Annotated in this window: 16 protein-coding genes; 11 read left to right on the top strand and 5 right to left on the bottom strand. The window is 73.9% G+C overall.

Annotated features, from left to right (window positions below; translation table 11 throughout):
* Positions 1 to 251 precede the first annotated feature (251 nt).
* Positions 252 to 1,361, top strand: a complete 1,110-nt coding sequence (locus ABGA99_RS05620) for a C40 family peptidase (protein WP_347576461.1) — start codon at positions 252 to 254, stop codon at positions 1,359 to 1,361.
* Between the two features lie 29 nt (positions 1,362 to 1,390).
* On the opposite strand, the gene ABGA99_RS05615 is transcribed toward ABGA99_RS05620, so the two are convergent.
* The gene (locus ABGA99_RS05615; RefSeq protein ID WP_347582248.1) at positions 1,391 to 2,074 is read right to left on the bottom strand and encodes a PH domain-containing protein; all 684 of its coding nucleotides are present in this window, start codon (positions 2,072 to 2,074) and stop codon (positions 1,391 to 1,393) included.
* A gap of 136 nt (positions 2,075 to 2,210) precedes the next feature.
* Between ABGA99_RS05615 and deoC the strand changes: the two genes are divergently transcribed.
* The 3 genes from deoC to ABGA99_RS05600 are packed head-to-tail and all read left to right on the top strand — an operon-like array spanning position 2,211 to position 5,531.
* Positions 2,211 to 3,179, top strand: a complete 969-nt coding sequence (gene deoC, locus ABGA99_RS05610) for a deoxyribose-phosphate aldolase (RefSeq protein ID WP_347576482.1) — start codon at positions 2,211 to 2,213, stop codon at positions 3,177 to 3,179.
* A 16-nt stretch (positions 3,180 to 3,195) separates the two neighbouring features.
* Positions 3,196 to 4,638 (top strand): aldehyde dehydrogenase family protein, encoded by a 1,443-nt coding sequence (locus tag ABGA99_RS05605; RefSeq protein ID WP_347576463.1) that lies wholly within the window; start codon positions 3,196 to 3,198, stop codon positions 4,636 to 4,638.
* Positions 4,635 to 5,531, top strand: a complete 897-nt coding sequence (locus ABGA99_RS05600) for an aldehyde dehydrogenase family protein (RefSeq protein ID WP_347576464.1) — start codon at positions 4,635 to 4,637, stop codon at positions 5,529 to 5,531. Before ABGA99_RS05605 ends, ABGA99_RS05600 begins: the two co-directional genes overlap by 4 nt.
* A 442-nt stretch (positions 5,532 to 5,973) precedes the next feature.
* Here the strand turns inward: ABGA99_RS05600 and ABGA99_RS05595 are convergent, their stop codons facing one another.
* Positions 5,974 to 6,831 carry a SigE family RNA polymerase sigma factor gene (locus ABGA99_RS05595; protein ID WP_347581834.1) on the bottom strand — a complete coding sequence of 286 codons (858 nt, stop codon included), beginning with the start codon at positions 6,829 to 6,831 and terminating at the stop codon, positions 5,974 to 5,976.
* A gap of 212 nt (positions 6,832 to 7,043) precedes the next feature.
* Here ABGA99_RS05595 and ABGA99_RS05590 point away from each other — a divergent pair, with 212 nt between their 5' ends.
* The 6 genes from ABGA99_RS05590 to ABGA99_RS05565 all read left to right on the top strand — a co-directional run bounded on the left by ABGA99_RS05590 (position 7,044) and on the right by ABGA99_RS05565 (position 11,789).
* The gene (locus ABGA99_RS05590; RefSeq protein WP_027771656.1) at positions 7,044 to 7,721 is read left to right on the top strand and encodes a response regulator transcription factor; all 678 of its coding nucleotides are present in this window, start codon (positions 7,044 to 7,046) and stop codon (positions 7,719 to 7,721) included.
* Complete coding sequence (locus tag ABGA99_RS05585) at positions 7,718 to 9,265, top strand: HAMP domain-containing sensor histidine kinase (protein ID WP_347581835.1); 1,548 nt, start codon at positions 7,718 to 7,720, stop codon at positions 9,263 to 9,265. Before ABGA99_RS05590 ends, ABGA99_RS05585 begins: the two co-directional genes overlap by 4 nt.
* Positions 9,262 to 9,855 carry a hypothetical protein gene (locus tag ABGA99_RS05580; protein ID WP_347581836.1) on the top strand — a complete coding sequence of 198 codons (594 nt, stop codon included), beginning with the start codon at positions 9,262 to 9,264 and terminating at the stop codon, positions 9,853 to 9,855. Before ABGA99_RS05585 ends, ABGA99_RS05580 begins: the two co-directional genes overlap by 4 nt.
* A 52-nt stretch (positions 9,856 to 9,907) precedes the next feature.
* Positions 9,908 to 10,825: a hypothetical protein gene (locus ABGA99_RS05575; protein ID WP_347581837.1), complete on the top strand. Its 918-nt coding sequence runs from the start codon at positions 9,908 to 9,910 to the stop codon at positions 10,823 to 10,825.
* A gap of 36 nt (positions 10,826 to 10,861) precedes the next feature.
* A complete protein-coding gene (locus ABGA99_RS05570; RefSeq protein WP_347581838.1) occupies positions 10,862 to 11,494 on the top strand; it encodes a VanZ family protein in 633 nt (210 codons plus the stop codon).
* Between the two features lie 91 nt (positions 11,495 to 11,585).
* Positions 11,586 to 11,789: a PspC domain-containing protein gene (locus tag ABGA99_RS05565; RefSeq protein WP_347581839.1), complete on the top strand. Its 204-nt coding sequence runs from the start codon at positions 11,586 to 11,588 to the stop codon at positions 11,787 to 11,789.
* 76 nt (positions 11,790 to 11,865) lie between these two features.
* On the opposite strand, the gene ABGA99_RS05560 is transcribed toward ABGA99_RS05565, so the two are convergent.
* Both ABGA99_RS05560 and ABGA99_RS05555 read right to left on the bottom strand, forming a co-directional pair.
* The gene (locus ABGA99_RS05560; RefSeq protein WP_347581840.1) at positions 11,866 to 12,105 is read right to left on the bottom strand and encodes a hypothetical protein; all 240 of its coding nucleotides are present in this window, start codon (positions 12,103 to 12,105) and stop codon (positions 11,866 to 11,868) included.
* A gap of 180 nt (positions 12,106 to 12,285) precedes the next feature.
* Positions 12,286 to 13,419, bottom strand: a complete 1,134-nt coding sequence (locus ABGA99_RS05555; protein ID WP_347581841.1) for an adenosine deaminase — start codon at positions 13,417 to 13,419, stop codon at positions 12,286 to 12,288.
* A 582-nt stretch (positions 13,420 to 14,001) separates the two neighbouring features.
* Between ABGA99_RS05555 and ABGA99_RS05550 the strand changes: the two genes are divergently transcribed.
* Positions 14,002 to 14,742, top strand: a complete 741-nt coding sequence (locus ABGA99_RS05550; protein ID WP_347580973.1) for an alpha/beta hydrolase — start codon at positions 14,002 to 14,004, stop codon at positions 14,740 to 14,742.
* A gap of 11 nt (positions 14,743 to 14,753) precedes the next feature.
* Here the strand turns inward: ABGA99_RS05550 and ABGA99_RS05545 are convergent, their stop codons facing one another.
* Positions 14,754 to 15,779 carry a LysR family transcriptional regulator gene (locus ABGA99_RS05545; RefSeq protein WP_347580974.1) on the bottom strand — a complete coding sequence of 342 codons (1,026 nt, stop codon included), beginning with the start codon at positions 15,777 to 15,779 and terminating at the stop codon, positions 14,754 to 14,756.
* Positions 15,780 to 15,791: the final 12 nt, after the last annotated feature.

The raw sequence follows: 15,791 nt of genomic DNA, 5'->3' as shown, positions 1-15,791 counted from the left end.
CCGGGGCGTCGGTACCCCGCGGTGAGACCGCGGCCCGGCCCCGGTGGTGCGTGGGGCGTCCCGGGGGTGGGTAGCGGGTCGGGGTGACGTTTTCTTCTTGGATACCGGGCCGCTCCGGTGCGTTCGGCTCCTCCGCACACGCTCCGGGAGTCCGCTCGCGGAAGGAGAGACCGGTCACGGCCGGCCCCGCCCGGGTCCGTCGCCGGCGCTCCGGGGCCGTTACCGGGTTCGCCCTGGCCTCGGCGATTCTGGTGGCGCAGGTCGCCGTCGCGGACGAGCCGGGAGACGGCCCGTCGGCCGTCGGGGAGCAGCGGGGGCGGGCCCAGGAGGCGGCGCGGCGGGCCGCCGAAGTCCGGGATCGCGTCGAGGAGCTGGATCGGCAGGCCAGTGTCGCCGGGCAGCGGGTCAACGAGGCCGGGGCGGCGGCCGACGAGCAGCAGCAGGTGGCCGACCGGCTGCTGGCGCGGGCCGCGCAGGCGACCGCGCGGGTCAACGACGCGCGGCGGACGCTGACCGGCTACGTCACCACCCAGTACCGCACCGGGGCGACCGGCCTGTCGCAGGCCGCCGTTCTGCTGCTCGCGGAGGACCCGCAGGGGTACGCCGACCACCGGCACCTGCTGAGCCGGCTGTCCGAGCGGCAGCAGCACGCGCTGGACGAGTTCACCGCGCGGCAGCGGGAGGCCCGTAAGCGCAGCAAGGCCGCCGCCGCGGCCGTGGACGGCCTCAAGGACCGCGAGGCGTCGCTGCGCCGCCAGGAGAAGGCGCTGCGGGCGAAGCTCACCGAGGCGCGCGAGCTGAAGGCCGACCTGTCCGGCCGCGAACGGGCCGAGTTCGACAAGCTGGAGCGCGCGGAGCGCGCCGAGGCCGAGCGGCGGGCCCGTGAGCACGCCCGGCGCGAGGCCGCCGAGGAGCGCCGGCTGCGGGAGCGGCAGGAGGAGACGCGGCAGGAGCTGGCGGAGCGGACCATCACCGGCGAGGCCACCGCGCCCGCCGAGGACGGCCCCCTATCCCAGGGGGCCGAGGCCGCCCTCGCCTTCGCCGAGGCGCAGGCGGGCGAGCCGTACGTGTGGGGCGCCACCGGCCCCGACGCGTGGGACTGCTCCGGTCTGACGCAGGCCGCGTGGCGGGCGGCGGGGGTGGAGATCCCCCGCGTGACGTGGGACCAGGTCACCGCGGGCGCCTCCGTGCCCGTCGCCGAACTGCGCCCCGGCGACCTGGTCTTCTTCTTCGACGACATCAGCCACGTCGGCCTCTACACGGGCGGTGGCCACATGATCCACGCCCCGCGTCCCGGCGCCGTGGTCCGCTCCGAGTCGATCTACAGCATGCCGGTCCACAGCGCGATCCGCCCCGGCTGACGGAGGCGTCACCAGCGGCTCGGGGGTGCCTAGCCGACGGCGATGGCGATGATCAGGGCCAGGCTTCCCGCGATCGCGGGGCCCAGGATCTCGTACGCCCAGCGCACCGTGACCGGCCCCTGCGCGCCCTCGCGCTCGGCGTACGTGTGCGCCAGTTCGCGCAGCTCGCGGATCGACTTGTCGGCCGTCGGCGTCAGGTCGCCCGCCGAGGGGTCCAGGCCGGCGGCGCCCGTGCCGCCGGGGCGGCGCATCGCCGGGTCCGACAGAGCCGGGCGGCTGGACGGGCTGAAGAGCCCGCCGCCGCCGGCCGCGCGGTCCCGGCGGCGGTTGGCCTTCTTGCGGGCGCGCAGCGAGACGGGGATGGCCCACATCTGGTACTTGGCGTCCTCGGTGACGACCTCGCTGGAGTAGCCCGCGCGGATTTCCTCCACCCGGCCCCACGGCACCACGATCGTGCGGAACGGGTTGCGCACCCGCAGCCGCTCCTCGCCCGCGTACACCACCGGCCGCAGCGTCAGTGACACCACCAGCGGCACCCCGGCGACCAGCGCGGCCACCGCGATCACCCGCGCCTGCCCGCTGCCGCGGACCAGGGCGTCCACACCGAGCCAGCCGCCGAGGACGAGCAGCAGCACGCCGGCGGCGATGCCCGCGACGGAGCGGTAGGCGCGGTCGGCGTATTTCGGCCGGGTGTCCGGGGTGTCCTTGCTCATGCCGCCGATTCTGCCCGACGGTCCGGAATCCGGACATCGCACCGGTATTGCGGTCCCGCATCGATCCGCCGGGTCCGCGGGGTCCGTAGGCCCACTCCCGGGACGCTACGCGGGTAGATATGCTCGTGTGGTGACCATGCCCCGCATACCCACCGCAGCCGCGGGCCCGCCGGCGTCCCTCGCGGACGTGACGGCCTCCGACGGCGCGCTCCGCCGCTTCCTGCACGGGCTGCCCGGCGTCGACCCGGTCGGCCTGGAGGCCCGCGCCGCCGCCCTGGGCACCCGCTCCATCAAGACCACGGCCAAGGCGTACGCCCTGGACCTGGCCGTCTCGATGATCGACCTGACGACGCTGGAGGGCTCCGACACCCCCGGCAAGGTGCGCGCGCTGTGCGCCAAGGCCCGCACCCCCGACCCCACGGACCGTACGACACCCCAGGTCGCTGCCGTCTGCGTCTACCCGGACCTCGCCGCCGTCGCCGCCGAGGCGCTGGCCGGCTCCGGCGTGAAGGTCGCCTCGGTGGCCACCGCCTTCCCCTCCGGGCGGGCGGCGCTGGAGGTGAAGCTCGCCGACACCCGTGCGGCGCTGGCCGCGGGCGCCGACGAGATCGACATGGTCATCGACCGCGGCGCCTTCCTGGCCGGCCGCTATCTGGAGGTCTACGAGCAGATCCGCGCCGTGCGGCAGGCCGCGGCCGGCGCCCGGCTGAAGGTGATCTTCGAGACCGGCGAGCTGTCCACGTACGACAACATCCGCCGGGCGAGCTGGCTCGGCATGCTGGGCGGCGCCGACTTCATCAAGACCTCGACCGGCAAGGTCGGCGTGAACGCCACCCCCGCCAACACCCTGGTCCTGCTCGAAGCCGTCCGGGACTACCGCGCGGCCACCGGCGTCCAGGTCGGCGTGAAGCCCGCGGGCGGCATCCGCACGGCCAAGGACGCGGTGAAGTTCCTGGTGCTGGTCAACGAGACCGCCGGGGACGACTGGCTGGACAACCGCTGGTTCCGCTTCGGCGCCTCCAGCCTGCTCAACGACCTGCTCATGCAGCGGCAGAAGCTGCGCACCGGCCGCTACTCCGGCCCCGACTACGTGACCGTGGACTAGAGGGGGACCGAGCCGAATGACCGCTGAACACAAGCTCTTCGCCTACGCGCCCGCGCCCGAGTCCCGCTCGGTCGTCGACATCGCGCCCAGCTACGGCCTGTTCGTCGACGGCGAGTTCACCGACGCCGCCGACGGGAAGGTCTTCAAGTCCGTCGCCCCGGCGACCGAGGAAGTGCTCTCGGAGGTCGCGCGGGCCGGCGAGGCGGACGTCGAGCGGGCGGTCGCCGCCGCCCGCCGGGCGTTCACCTCCTGGTCGGCGCTTCCGGGCGCGGAGCGCGGCAAGTACCTGTTCCGTATCGCTCGCATCATCCAGGAGCGCTCGCGCGAGCTGGCGGTGCTGGAGACGCTGGACAACGGCAAGCCGATCCGCGAGACCCGCGACGCCGACCTGCCGCTGGTCGCCGCGCACTTCTTCTACTACGCCGGCTGGGCCGACAAGCTCGGCCACGCGGGCTTCGGTCCCGAGCCGAAGCCGCTGGGCGTCGCCGGGCAGGTCATCCCGTGGAACTTCCCGCTGCTGATGCTCGCGTGGAAGATCGCCCCGGCGCTGGCCTGCGGCAACACCGTGGTGCTTAAGCCCGCCGAGACCACCCCGCTGTCCGCGCTGTTCTTCGCCGACATCTGCCGCCAGGCCGGGCTGCCGAAGGGCGTCGTCAACATCCTCCCCGGCTACGGGGACGCCGGTGCGGCGCTCGTCGCGCACCCGGACGTCGACAAGGTCGCGTTCACCGGCTCCACGGCCGTCGGCAAGGAGATCGCCCGGTCCGTCGCCGGCACGGACAAGCGGCTCACGCTGGAGCTGGGCGGCAAGGGCGCCAACATCGTCTTCGACGACGCCCCGATCGACCAGGCCGTCGAGGGCATCGTCGGCGGCATCTTCTTCAACCAGGGCCAGGTGTGCTGCGCCGGCTCCCGGCTCCTGGTGCAGGAGTCGGTGGCCGACGAGCTGCTGGAGTCGCTGAAGCGGCGGCTCGCCACGCTGCGGCTGGGCGACCCGCTGGACAAGAACACCGACATCGGGGCCATCAACTCCGCCGAGCAGCTCGCCCGGATCACGGAGCTGGCCGACGCCGGTGACGCGGAGGGCGCCCAGCGCTGGACGGCGCCGTGCGAACTGCCCGGCAGCGGCTACTGGTTCGCGCCGACGCTCTTCACCGGCGTGACGCAGGCGCACCGCATCGCGCGCGAGGAGATCTTCGGCCCGGTGCTGTCGGTGCTGACGTTCCGTACCCCCGCCGAGGCGGTCGCGAAGGCCAACAACACGCCGTACGGGCTGTCCGCCGGGGTGTGGACGGAGAAGGGCTCGCGGATCCTGGCGGTGGCCGAGCGGCTGCGCGCGGGCGTCGTGTGGGCGAACACGTTCAACAAGTTCGATCCGACCTCGCCGTTCGGCGGCTACAAGGAGTCGGGCTTCGGCCGCGAGGGCGGCCGCCACGGGCTGGAGGCGTACCTGCGATGACACAGGCGGATGCGAGGCTGTCGGTCCTCAAGACCTACAAGCTGTACGTGGGCGGGAAGTTCCCCCGCTCGGAGAGCGGGCGGGTGTACGAGGTGACCGACGCGAAGGGCCGCTGGCTCGCCCACGCGCCCCGCGGTTCCCGCAAGGACGCCCGCGACGCGGTGGTCGCCGCCCGCAAGGCCGTCGCCGGCTGGTCGGGTGCCACGGCGTACAACCGCGGGCAGGTGCTCTACCGGGTGGCGGAGATGCTGCAGGGGCGGCGCGAGCAGTATGTCGCGGAGGTCGCCGACGCCGAGGGGCTGTCGAAGGCCAAGTCGGCGGCGCAGGTGGACGCGGCGATCGACCGCTGGGTCTGGTACGCGGGGTGGACCGACAAGATCGCCCAGGTCGCCGGCGGCGGAAACCCGGTCGCCGGGCCGTACTTCAACCTTTCCGCGCCGGAGCCGACGGGTGTCGTCGCCGTCGTGGCGCCGCAGGAGTCGGCGCTGCTGGGACTGGTGTCGGTGCTCGCGCCGGTGATCGCCACGGGCAACGCGGCGGTGGTCGTCGCCGCGGAGGAGCGGCCGCTGCCGGCGCTGTCGCTGGCGGAGGTGCTGGCCACGTCGGACGTGCCGGGGGGTGTCGTCAACGTGCTCTCGGGGCGTACCGCGGAGATCGCGCCGACGCTGGCCGCGCACCAGGACGTCAACGCCATCGACCTGACGGGCGCGGACGCGGAGCTGGCGAGGGAGCTGGAGGTCGCGGCGGCGGACAACCTGAAGCGGGTGCTGCGCCCGCGGCCGCCGTACGACTGGACGGCGGACCCGGGGACGGGCCGGCTGACGGCGTTCCTGGAGACGAAGACGGTCTGGCACCCGACGGGCAGCCTGGGTGTGAGCGGCTCGGCGTACTGACGGCCTCCCGGCCGGGGCGGCGGGGCGTACGGGACGAGGGCGCGGACGGCACGACTACGCGGCTGCGCCCCAGCCCGTCCGTACGGGCCGACGGACGCGGGCGGGCACCGCGAGGGGCGCGGGAGGCGCGACGACCGTGCGCCGGCAGCGCCGCCCGGGCCGCGCAGGGCGGCCCGCCGACCGGCCCGGCGACAGCCGCGGCCCGCGCGCCGCGGCTGGCGCACCGCGGCGCGGCGCACCCGCACCCCGCGCACACGAGCAGGGGCCGGACGCACCCCCCGCGCGTCCGGCCCCTGCACGTCCCCCGATCCCCCGATCCCTGACGGGCACCCCCCGGCCCCGTGCGGTCTCGCGGTCTTTCCCCCCGTTCCCCCGATCCCCCGATTTCCCCCGTTCTCCCCTCCCGTGGCCCCAGGTCCCCCCGTCCCCGGTCATCGGCCCCTCAGGCCACGAGCTCCTCGAACGACTCCTCCCGGTCCCGCCCGAAGCTCAGCGCCTCGTCGTCGCGCAGCCGGCGCAGCGAGCGCCAGATGCTGCTCTTGACGGTCCCCACGCTGATCCCCAGCACGTCGGCGATCTCCGGGTCGGTCCTGCCCTCGTAGTAGCGCAGCACGAGCATCGTGCGCTGCATCTCGGGCAGCCGCGCCAGCGCCTGCCAGAGCACCGTGCGCAGCTCCGTGCCGCGCATGGCGTCCGACTCCCCCGGCGCCTCGGGAAGTTCCTCGGTCGGATACTCCGCGAGCTTTCGCCGGCGCCAGGCACTGATGTGCAGGTTCGTCATGGTACGGCGGAGGTAGCCCCCCACCGCCGCCTTGTCGCTGATCCGGTCCCAGGCCCGGTAGGTGGAGAACAGTGCGCTCTGCAGCAGGTCCTCCGCCTCGAACCGGTCGCCGGTCAGGTGGTAGGCGGTGGCGTACAGAGAGGCGCGCCGCTCGGCCACGTAGGCGGTGAACGCCGCGGTGCTGTCAGCCTCCGCGGCGGCCCCGGCCTGCTTGCCGACCGTTTCCCCCGGCACCTCTCCGTACGCCTTCTTCCCCCCGTCGTCCCCCCCCGGGTCCACGGCCGGTCCGGTCCCCGCCGGCATGACGCCGGTCCCCCCGGGGCCCGTGCTGCCCGCGATCGCGACCATGTAAGGAGGACGACGCCCGGCGCCGCGACCGCACCCCCGCGCGTTCGCGGCACCGGACTCCCCCGCACCGCGCGAGGCGCGGGCGGGAGCCATCCCCTCGGCACTCCCCCCCTTGGCGTGCAGGCGTGTGTGAACCGCTGCGCTGGTGGTGCTGTCGTGCAGTGCGTTCATCTCACGCCCCCCGTCGGTGGAGTCTGCTTCGGTCGGCCCCGCTGTGCCGGGCTTGCCCGACGACCAGAATCCTGTCGTCCCGACTTCATCGCGCTGTCCGTCGACTGTCACAGGCGTGCAACAGGGGCGGGTGCCCCTTACACGGGCCCTTCCCGGAGGCCGTGATGACGGCGAACTCGCCCCTTCCGGCGCGCCCTGCCAGAATGACCCGCGTGCCTTCTCTGTTGCTGATCGAGGACGACGACGCCATCCGCACCGCGCTGGAGATGTCCCTCTCCCGCCAGGGCCACCGCGTGACGACCGCGGCGACCGGTGAGGACGGGCTCAAGCTGCTGCGCGAGCAGCGGCCCGACCTGATCGTGCTGGATGTCATGCTGCCGGGCATCGACGGCTTCGAGGTGTGCCGGCGCATCCGCCGCACCGACCAGTTGCCGATCATCCTGCTGACCGCGCGCAGCGACGACATCGACGTCGTGGTCGGGCTGGAGTCGGGCGCCGACGACTACGTCGTCAAACCCGTGCAGGGGCGGGTGCTGGACGCCCGGATCCGCGCGGTGCTGCGCCGCGGCGAGCGGGAGACCACCGACTCGGCCACGTTCGGCAACGTCGTCATCGACCGCTCGGCGATGACCGTCACCAAGGACGGCGAGCATCTGCAACTGACGCCGACGGAGCTGCGGTTGCTGCTGGAGCTGAGCCGCCGGCCCGGCCAGGCGCTGTCGCGTCAGCAGTTGCTGCAGCTCGTCTGGGAACACGACTATCTGGGCGACTCCCGGCTGGTCGACGCCTGCGTACAGCGGCTGCGCGCGAAGGTCGAGGACGTGCCGTCCGCGCCCACACTGATCAAGACCGTACGCGGCGTGGGCTACCGGCTGGATCCGCCCTCGTGAGTCCGGGCCCCTCCGACGCGCAGGGGCGGCAGGGGCTCGTACGCGGCTGGGCGGCGGGGCTGCTGCGCTGGATCAGCCTGCGACTGCGTCTGGTCATCGTGTTCGCGCTGGTGGCCCTGGTCTCCGCGGTGTCCGTCGCCGGCATCGCGTACTGGCTCAACCGGGACTCGGTGCTCACCCGCACCCAGGACGCCTCGCTGAAGGACTTCCGGGAGTCGCTGCAGGACGAGGGCGGCGAGCTGGACCTGCGGGCCGGCTGTACGGATCTCGCCAAGGCCGCCCGGCGGCTGTCGAGCACCACCCAGAACTTCGACGTCATACTCATCTCCGGTGGCGGGGGCAGCGGCGGCGAACCCGGCTGCGTGGAGCGCTCCGACCCGTCGTTCACCCTGCACGACGTGCCGAAGACGCTGAAGACGGCGGTCGACCAGCGGCGCGACGACGGGAAGTGGCCGTACCACCTGTACTGGCAGCGGGTGACGATGGACGGCACGCCGTATCTCGTCGGCGGCGCCCGGGTGATCGGCACCGACTGGACCGGCTACATGTTCAAGTCCCTGGACTCCGAGCGCCGGGACCTCAACTCGCTGGCCTGGTCGCTGGGCATCGCCACCGGCCTGTCCCTCATCGGCTCCGCACTGCTCGCGCAGGGCGCCGCGTCCACGGTGCTGCGGCCCGTGCAGCGGCTCGGCGAGGCGGCACGGCGGCTCGGCGAGGGCAAGCTCGACACCCGGCTGCGGGTGACCGGCACCGACGAACTGGCCGACCTGTCGCGGACGTTCAACCAGACCGCGGAGCGGCTGCAGCAGCGGGTGGAGGAGCTGAGCGAGCGGGAGAAGTCCAGCCGGCGGTTCGTGGCGGACATGTCGCACGAGCTGCGCACGCCGCTGACCGCGATGACCGCGGTGTCCGAGGTGCTGGAGGAGGAACAGGAGAACCTGGACCCGATGATCGCGCCCGCGGTGCAGCTCGTGGTGCAGGAGACCCGGCGGCTCAACGACCTGGTGGAGAACCTGATGGAGGTGACCCGCTTCGACGCCGGCACCGCCCGGCTCGTCCTCGACGACGTGGACGTCGCCGACCTGGTCACCGCCTGCATCGACGCCCGCGCCTGGCTGGACGCGGTGGAGCTGGACGCCGACCGCGGCATCGTCGCGCGCCTGGACCCGCGGCGTCTGGACGTGATCCTCGCCAACCTCATCGGCAACGCGCTCAAGCACGGCGGCTCCCCCGTGCGGGTGTCGGTGCGCACCACGGCGGACGCGCCCGGCGCCGGCGATCTGGTCATCGAGGTCAAGGACAACGGGCCAGGCATCCCCGCCGAGGTGCTGCCGCACGTCTTCGACCGCTTCTACAAGGCGGACACCGCGCGGCCGCGCTCCGACGGCAGCGGCCTCGGGCTGTCCATCGCGGTGGAGAGCGCCCGGATCCACGGCGGTACGATCACCGCGGCCAACGACCCGGCGGGCGGGGCGGTGTTCACGCTGCGGCTGCCGCGGGACTCGTCGGCGGCTGCGGAGGCCCTGGAGCAGGAGGACGAGTGAGGGCGCCAGCCTCGAACCGGCCGGTCTTCGCGGCCCTGGCGGCGGTCGCCGTGGCCACCGTCGCGGTGCTGACCACCGGGTGCGGGATTCGGCCCACGTCCGTGCCGGTGGACGCCGGCAGCGCGCCGTCGCGGGCGGAGTGCGCGCCGGGCGGCCCGTCGCCGGCGGCGCGATCGGCGGACGGCGAGACGCTGCGGGCGGTGTATCTGGTGTGCGGTACGCAGTTGGCGCCGGTGCCCCGGAGCGTTCCGGACGACCTGGCCGGTACGGAGCTGGCGGCGCGGTTGCTGAGGGAGCTGGAGCGGGAGCCGCGCGAGGACGAGAAGCAGGCCGGCTACTCCACCGCCGTCTCCGGGCTGCGGGTGACGGACGGTCTTTCCGGGGATCCGGCGGGCACGGTGCGGCTGAGCCGGGATCCGCAGGGTCTGGGGTCTCCGATGCTGGCGCAGATCGTCTGCACGTACGCGGCGGGCGAGGAGCGTACGGCGGTGCTGGCAGGCCCGGACGCGGGGGACCCGCCGTACACGTACCGCTGCACCGACGACGCGCTGCGGGCGCCGGAGAACACCGTCGGCGAGCCCGCGACCTGAGCGCTTCCGGTCCGCGGGGGCCGGTGTCAGTGGCGTGTGCCACAGTTTCCGCATGCTCGGGATCGTGGTGAAGACGGAACGCGGGGAGCGGCATGTGCGCGTGTCCGCTGCGGAGTTGGCGGCGCTTGTCCGGCGGATAGGTGGCGCCGACGACCACTTCCTCGTGCTCCAGCGGATCCCCGACCTGCCGGACTTCTTCGCCCAGGTCTGGCACGACGCCGGCGGGGACTACGCGGTGGAGTACCGAGACGGCGGCGGCGACCGGCACTTCGGCGCGACGGCCGGCGGCCCCGAGGCCGTGATCGCGGCGCTGACCGGCTGGGCCCGCGAGGAGGCCGGCTGGGAGGCAGGGCTGTCCTGGTCGCGCACGGATACCGGGCCCGCGTCCGAGGTGCCGCCGCTGGACCTCGGCGCAGAGGATCGTACGGAGCTGGAGAAGCGGGTCCGCGAGGTGCTGGCCGCGGGCTACGCGACCCGAGCCGAACTGGCCGAGTGCGCCGAGGAGTTCCTGGTCACCGAGGACCGCCGGCCCATCTCCGCCCCGCAGGCACGGGCGCTGGCCGACCGGCTGTGGCTGGAGCGGGTCGCCGAGCAGGCCGGCTGGCGGGGCGAGACGGACCCCGAACGGATCACCCGCGCCTTCACCGCCCTGCGGGCGGCCGGCATCACCGCCCGTGAGCACTTCGCCTGCTGCCGCAGCTGCGGCAACGCCGAGATAGGCGGTGCGGGCGAGCCGGACGCGCGCGGCTTCGTCTACTTCATCCACCAGTCGTCGGAGTCCGCGGCGGCGGACGGCGGGCTGACGCTCTACTACGGCGGCTTCGACGGCTCGTCCGAGACGACCGCGGCCATCGGGCACGAGGTGGTCGCCGCCCTCGGGGAGGCCGGTCTGCGGACCGGGTGGGACGGCGATCCGGGCCAGGCGATACCCGTCACCGGCCTGGACTGGCGCCGCCGTCTGGTCGGCTGAGGAGCCTCCGCACCGAAGATCACACTCCGGCGGCGGATGCCGGGAACCGTACGAGTCGGTAGCGGCGTCCTTGCCTGCGTGCAGCGCCATGCGACGGGCGGATCGGCCGCCCTGAGATTCCGGGTGGCCGGCGTTGTCCTCCTAGTCCTGCATCTGACCGCAGTCTGGTGGTTTACGCTCCGCCCCAATGCCGTGCCGTGGGTTGACGCGGCGAATCTGCGACCGCTCACGACGATCCGGGCCGAGTTCGGCGATGACCCGTGGTCGGCGCTGCGGTACGCCGTCGAGTCGCTGTTCGTCCTGGCCCCCGCGGGGGTGCTGCTGCCGCTGATCGGCGGGCGGGTCAACGCCTCGGTGGCGGGGTCGTTCGCCCGCACCGTCTTCGCGGGCTCGATGCTGGCGCTGGTCGTCGAGCTGCTGAAGACGACGGTGCCGGGTCAGGTCGCGAACGTGGACACAATGCTGCTCTACATCCTGGGGGTCGCGCTGGCGCATCTGACGGTGGTCCCGGCCACACGCGCGCGGCTGCGCCGGCGGCACCCCGCGGGCCGCGCGGCCGGTGCGGCGCATGCGGAGGAGGCGGCCGGAGCGGACGAGGCGGAGCGTACGGCGGACGGGAAGTCTCAGGGCCCGCCCCCGAGAATCACCAGGGTCGAGATCGCCCCGTAGGGCGACGTTTCGTCCGGCTTGTGTGCCTACGGTGGAATCACCGGCCCGCACACGGCGGGCCGCGAACGCCGACCCGAGGAGTGACGCAGCCATGGCCATGCCGATGAGACCGCGCGACGACCGGATGATCGCCGGAGTGTGTGCCGGCCTGGCCCGGCGCTTCGACACGACCCCCAGGACGGTGCGGGTCGTCTTCCTGGCGTCCTGCCTGCTGCCGGGCCCGCAGTTCCTGCTCTACCTGGCGCTGTGGGTGCTGATGCCCGGCGAGGAGAAGGTGCAGCATCCGGCCTGGTGAGGACGGACCCCGACGACACGAAGCCGGCACCGGCATCCACGAGGGATACCGGCCCCGGCTTCGCTGCGTACGGACGTCAGAGTGGCAGGGCGTCCACGGGGAGCACACTGGTCACCGGGCCGAGCTGGGAGAGCGGCTGGGCCTGGTCGCCCTTGTCGCCCGCCCCCAGGGAGCCGGTGGCCGACTCCAGCGGGGAGGTCAACTGGCCGACCGGGTCGGGCAGGCCGGGGACGGTCGAGGCGGAGGCGGTGCCCGCCGCGGCGACGGCGAAGGCGGCGCCGAGCAGTGCGGTACCGACGATCTTGCAGGTCTTCATGGAATTCAGGTCCTCGTCCTTGCGGATATCGAGCGGCAAGGTGAAACGTAGCCAGCCGGATAACGCCGCGGCAAAGACCGCCCCGCCGGTCCCGGAATTGGCCCGTACGGCCCCATCCGCGGATCGTAATACCATCGACCCACGCCTCTTCAGCCATCTGAATTCGCAGGTCAGAAGCGGTCAGCGAAAAAGCCACTCCGACTTGAGCCCGGCGTAACCGGGCTTGATGACCTCGTTGATCATCGCCAGCCTTTCATCGAAAGGAATGAAAGCCGACTTCATGGCATTGACGGTGAACCACTGCATGTCGTCCAGCGTGTAGTGGAACGTGCGCACCAGCTCCTCGAACTCGCGGGTCATGCTCGTGCCGCTCATGAGCCGGTTGTCGGTGTTGACCGTGGCGCGGAAGTACAGCCGGCGCAGCAGCCCGATGGGGTGCTCGGCGTACGAGGGGGCGGCGCCGGTCTGGAGGTTGGACGTCGGGCACAGCTCCAGCGGAATCCGCTTGTCGCGCACGTACGCCGCCAGCCGGCCGAGCTTGACGGTCCCGTCCTCGGCGACGTGGATGTCGTCGATGATCCGTACGCCGTGGCCGAGCCGGTCGGCGCCGCACCACTGCAGCGCCTGCCAGATCGACGGCAGGCCGAAGGCCTCGCCGGCGTGGATGGTGAAGTGGTTGTTCTCGCGCTTCAGATACTCGAAGGCGTCGAGGTGCCGGGTGGGCGGGAAGCCGGCCTCGGCGCCGGCGATGTCGAAGCCCACGACGCCGAGGTCGCGGTAGCGGTTGGCGAGTTCGGCGATCTCCAGCGACCGGGCGGCGTGCCGCATCGCGGTGAGGAGCGCGCCGACGCGGATGCGGTGCCCGGCGGCGTGCGCGCGCCGCTCGCCCTCGCGGAAGCCCTCGTTGACCGCCTCGACCACCTGCTCCAGGCTCAGCCCGCCCTGGAGGTGCTGCTCGGGGGCATAGCGCACCTCGGCGTACACGACGCCGTCGGCGGCCAGGTCCTCGGCGCACTCGGCGGCGACCCGCACCAGCGCGTCACGGGTCTGCATCACGGCGCAGGTGTGGGCGAAGGTCTCCAGGTAGCGCTCCAGCGACCCGGAGTCGGCGGCCTCCCGGAACCAGACGCCGAGCCGCTCGGGGTCGGTCTCGGGCAGCCCGGAGTAGCCGGTCTCGCGGGCGATGTCGACGACGGTGCCGGGGCGCAGGCCGCCGTCGAGGTGGTCGTGGAGCAGCACCTTGGGCGCCCGCCGAATCCGCTCCCGGTCCGGCACCGCCCCGGAAACCGCACCTCTGCCGTTGTCATCCGCCATGCGGCACCTCTCTCTCGTCACGATTTGCGCCATCCTACGCGCGTAGAGCAGTGCCCGGCGGCGGGCGCCGGCCGCGGGGGTGAGGGCTCGGCGGGGCGGGGAGGGGCTGCGGGGGGGGGTGGAGCGGGGTGGATGAGCTGGAGGCGGGGTCGCGGCGGTAACGAGCGGGTTCCGGGGGCAGCGGGGAGGCGCCCCGCCGGGCCGGCGCCCGGGGCCGCGGCATCGCACCGGCGCGGCCGGCAGGGGCCGTGCGGCCCTCGCGGACCGGCGCCTTCGCGCGAGCGCGGTGGCCCCGCGACGCCCGGGGCGGGGACCCGCGCGGTGACCCGCCGACTGCCGGCGAGCGGATGCGGATGGGGCACACCGGGGCCTGCACGCAGGTCGTCGCCCCGCGGCGTCGTGGGCGCCGGGGCCCGCGGTTGCCGGGAGAGGGTGGGGCGTTCTCCGGGGTGGGCTGTCGGTGCCGGTCGGTGGCCTGCTCGTGGGGGTGTGGCGGGGCTCGGTAACTGCCTTGTGGGGAGGGCGGGTCGGGAGTGGTGCAGACCACTGGGCACGGAGGGCCGTATCTGCCATCGTGCTGCCATGCGACAGGAGACCAGCGTGCCCCGCCCCGCCCGGCTCGGACGCGCCACCGGGGCGTCCTCCGCGCAGGCGGTGGCGCTGCTGCTGCCCGCGGGCGAGGGCGTCAGCAGCCGGCGGCCGTCGCGGCTCGCCGCCGCCTCCGTGTGGTCGCTGGCCCGCCGGCTCGGGCGCGCCGGTCGCGGCGACGGGCTCGTCGCGCACACCGTGCACTACCGCTACCGGGGCTGGAACGGCGCCGCGGCGGACGCCGCGCAGGATGCGGAGTGGGCGCTGGAGGAGGTCGTACGGCGGTACGGGGACGTGCCCGTGGCGCTGGTCGGCACCGACGTCGGCGGCCGGGCCGCGCTGCGCGCCGCCGGGCACGAGGCGGTCGTCTCGGTGCTGGCGCTGGCGCCGTGGCTGCCGGACGCGCAGGCGGCCGACGCCGAGCCCGTACGGCAGTTGAGCGGGCGCACCGTGCTGTTCGTGCACGGCACGGACGACGCGCGCACCGACCCGGAGCTGTCGTACCGGCTGGCGGTACGGGCGAAGAAGGCCAACCGCGACGTGTGCCGCTTCGAGGTGCACTCCGACGGGCACGGCATGCACCAGCACCGGTCCGAAGTCCTCGCCCTCGGCGCCGACTTCGTCATGGGCTCGCTCTTCGGCCGGCCGTACAGCAGGCCGCTCGCCGACGCGCTCGCGGCACCTCCGCCGATCGGCCTGCGCATGCCGCTGGCCGCGGGCTTCGCCCCGGCGTAGCCCGCGGGCCCCTACCCCGCCAGCAACTGCCCCCGCCGCCCCAGCAGAAACCGCCGGAACGCCCCCACCGGTGCCGTCTCCTGCTGTCCCGCCACCCACGCCACCCCGATCTCCCGCACCGCCCGCGGCGCCGTGACGTTCAGTTCCACCACCCCCGGCCGCGGCACCGCGGGCGGCGGCAGCAGCGCGACGCCCAGGCCCGCCGCCACCAGCCCGCGGATCGTCTCCGCCTCCTCGCCCTCGAAGGCGATCCGCGGCACGAACCCGGCCTGGGCGCACAGCTCCTCCATCATCCGCCGCATCCCGTAGCCCGGTTCCAGCGTCACGAACGGGTCCTCCGCCACCTCCGCGAGCCGGATCCGGCGCCGCCCGGCGAGCCGGTGGTCGTCCGGCACGACGAGCCGGAGCCGCTGCTCGTCCAGCCGCCGCGCCTCCAGATCCGGCGCGTCCGGCACCGGCGAGGTCAGGCACAGGTCCAACTCGCCCGCCCGCAGCCGCTGCAGCATCCACTCCCCGTAGTTCTGCACCAGCGAGAAGCGCACCCGCGGGTGGTCCTTGCGGAACTCCCGCAGCAGCCCCGGCACGGTCTCCGAGCCGAGGGTGTGCAGGAAGCCGAAGGCGACCTTGCCCGTCTCGGGGTGCGCGTCGGCGCGTACGGCCTCGGCCCCGCGGGCCACCTCCGCCAGCGCCCGCTCCGCGTACGCCAGGAAGTCGCGGCCCGCGGTCGTCAGCGACAGCGTGCGGCCGCGGCGGGCGAAGAGCGCGACGCCCAGGTCGGCTTCGAGCCGTACCATCGCGCGGCTCAGCGTCGGCTGGGGGACGCCGAGCGCGCGGGCGGCACGCGTGACGTGCTCCTCGCGCGCGACCGCGGCGAACTGCGCGAGCCGGGGCGCGAGCACCGCCCCCCACTCCCCCGGCTCCCCGGGGGCGGCGGCCGCGACCGCGGCCGAGATGTCTTCCTGATGACGGGACCGTGACAACGACCCCTGTGACCTCTGCTCATTCACCACAGCATCGATTATCACCGTTTTCCGCATTGGACGCATGAG

It is taken from the genome of Streptomyces sp. B5E4, assembly GCF_039871555.1.
Taxonomy (GTDB): Bacteria; Actinomycetota; Actinomycetes; order Streptomycetales; family Streptomycetaceae; genus Streptomyces.
This window is presented reverse-complemented; position numbering and strand designations above follow the sequence as displayed.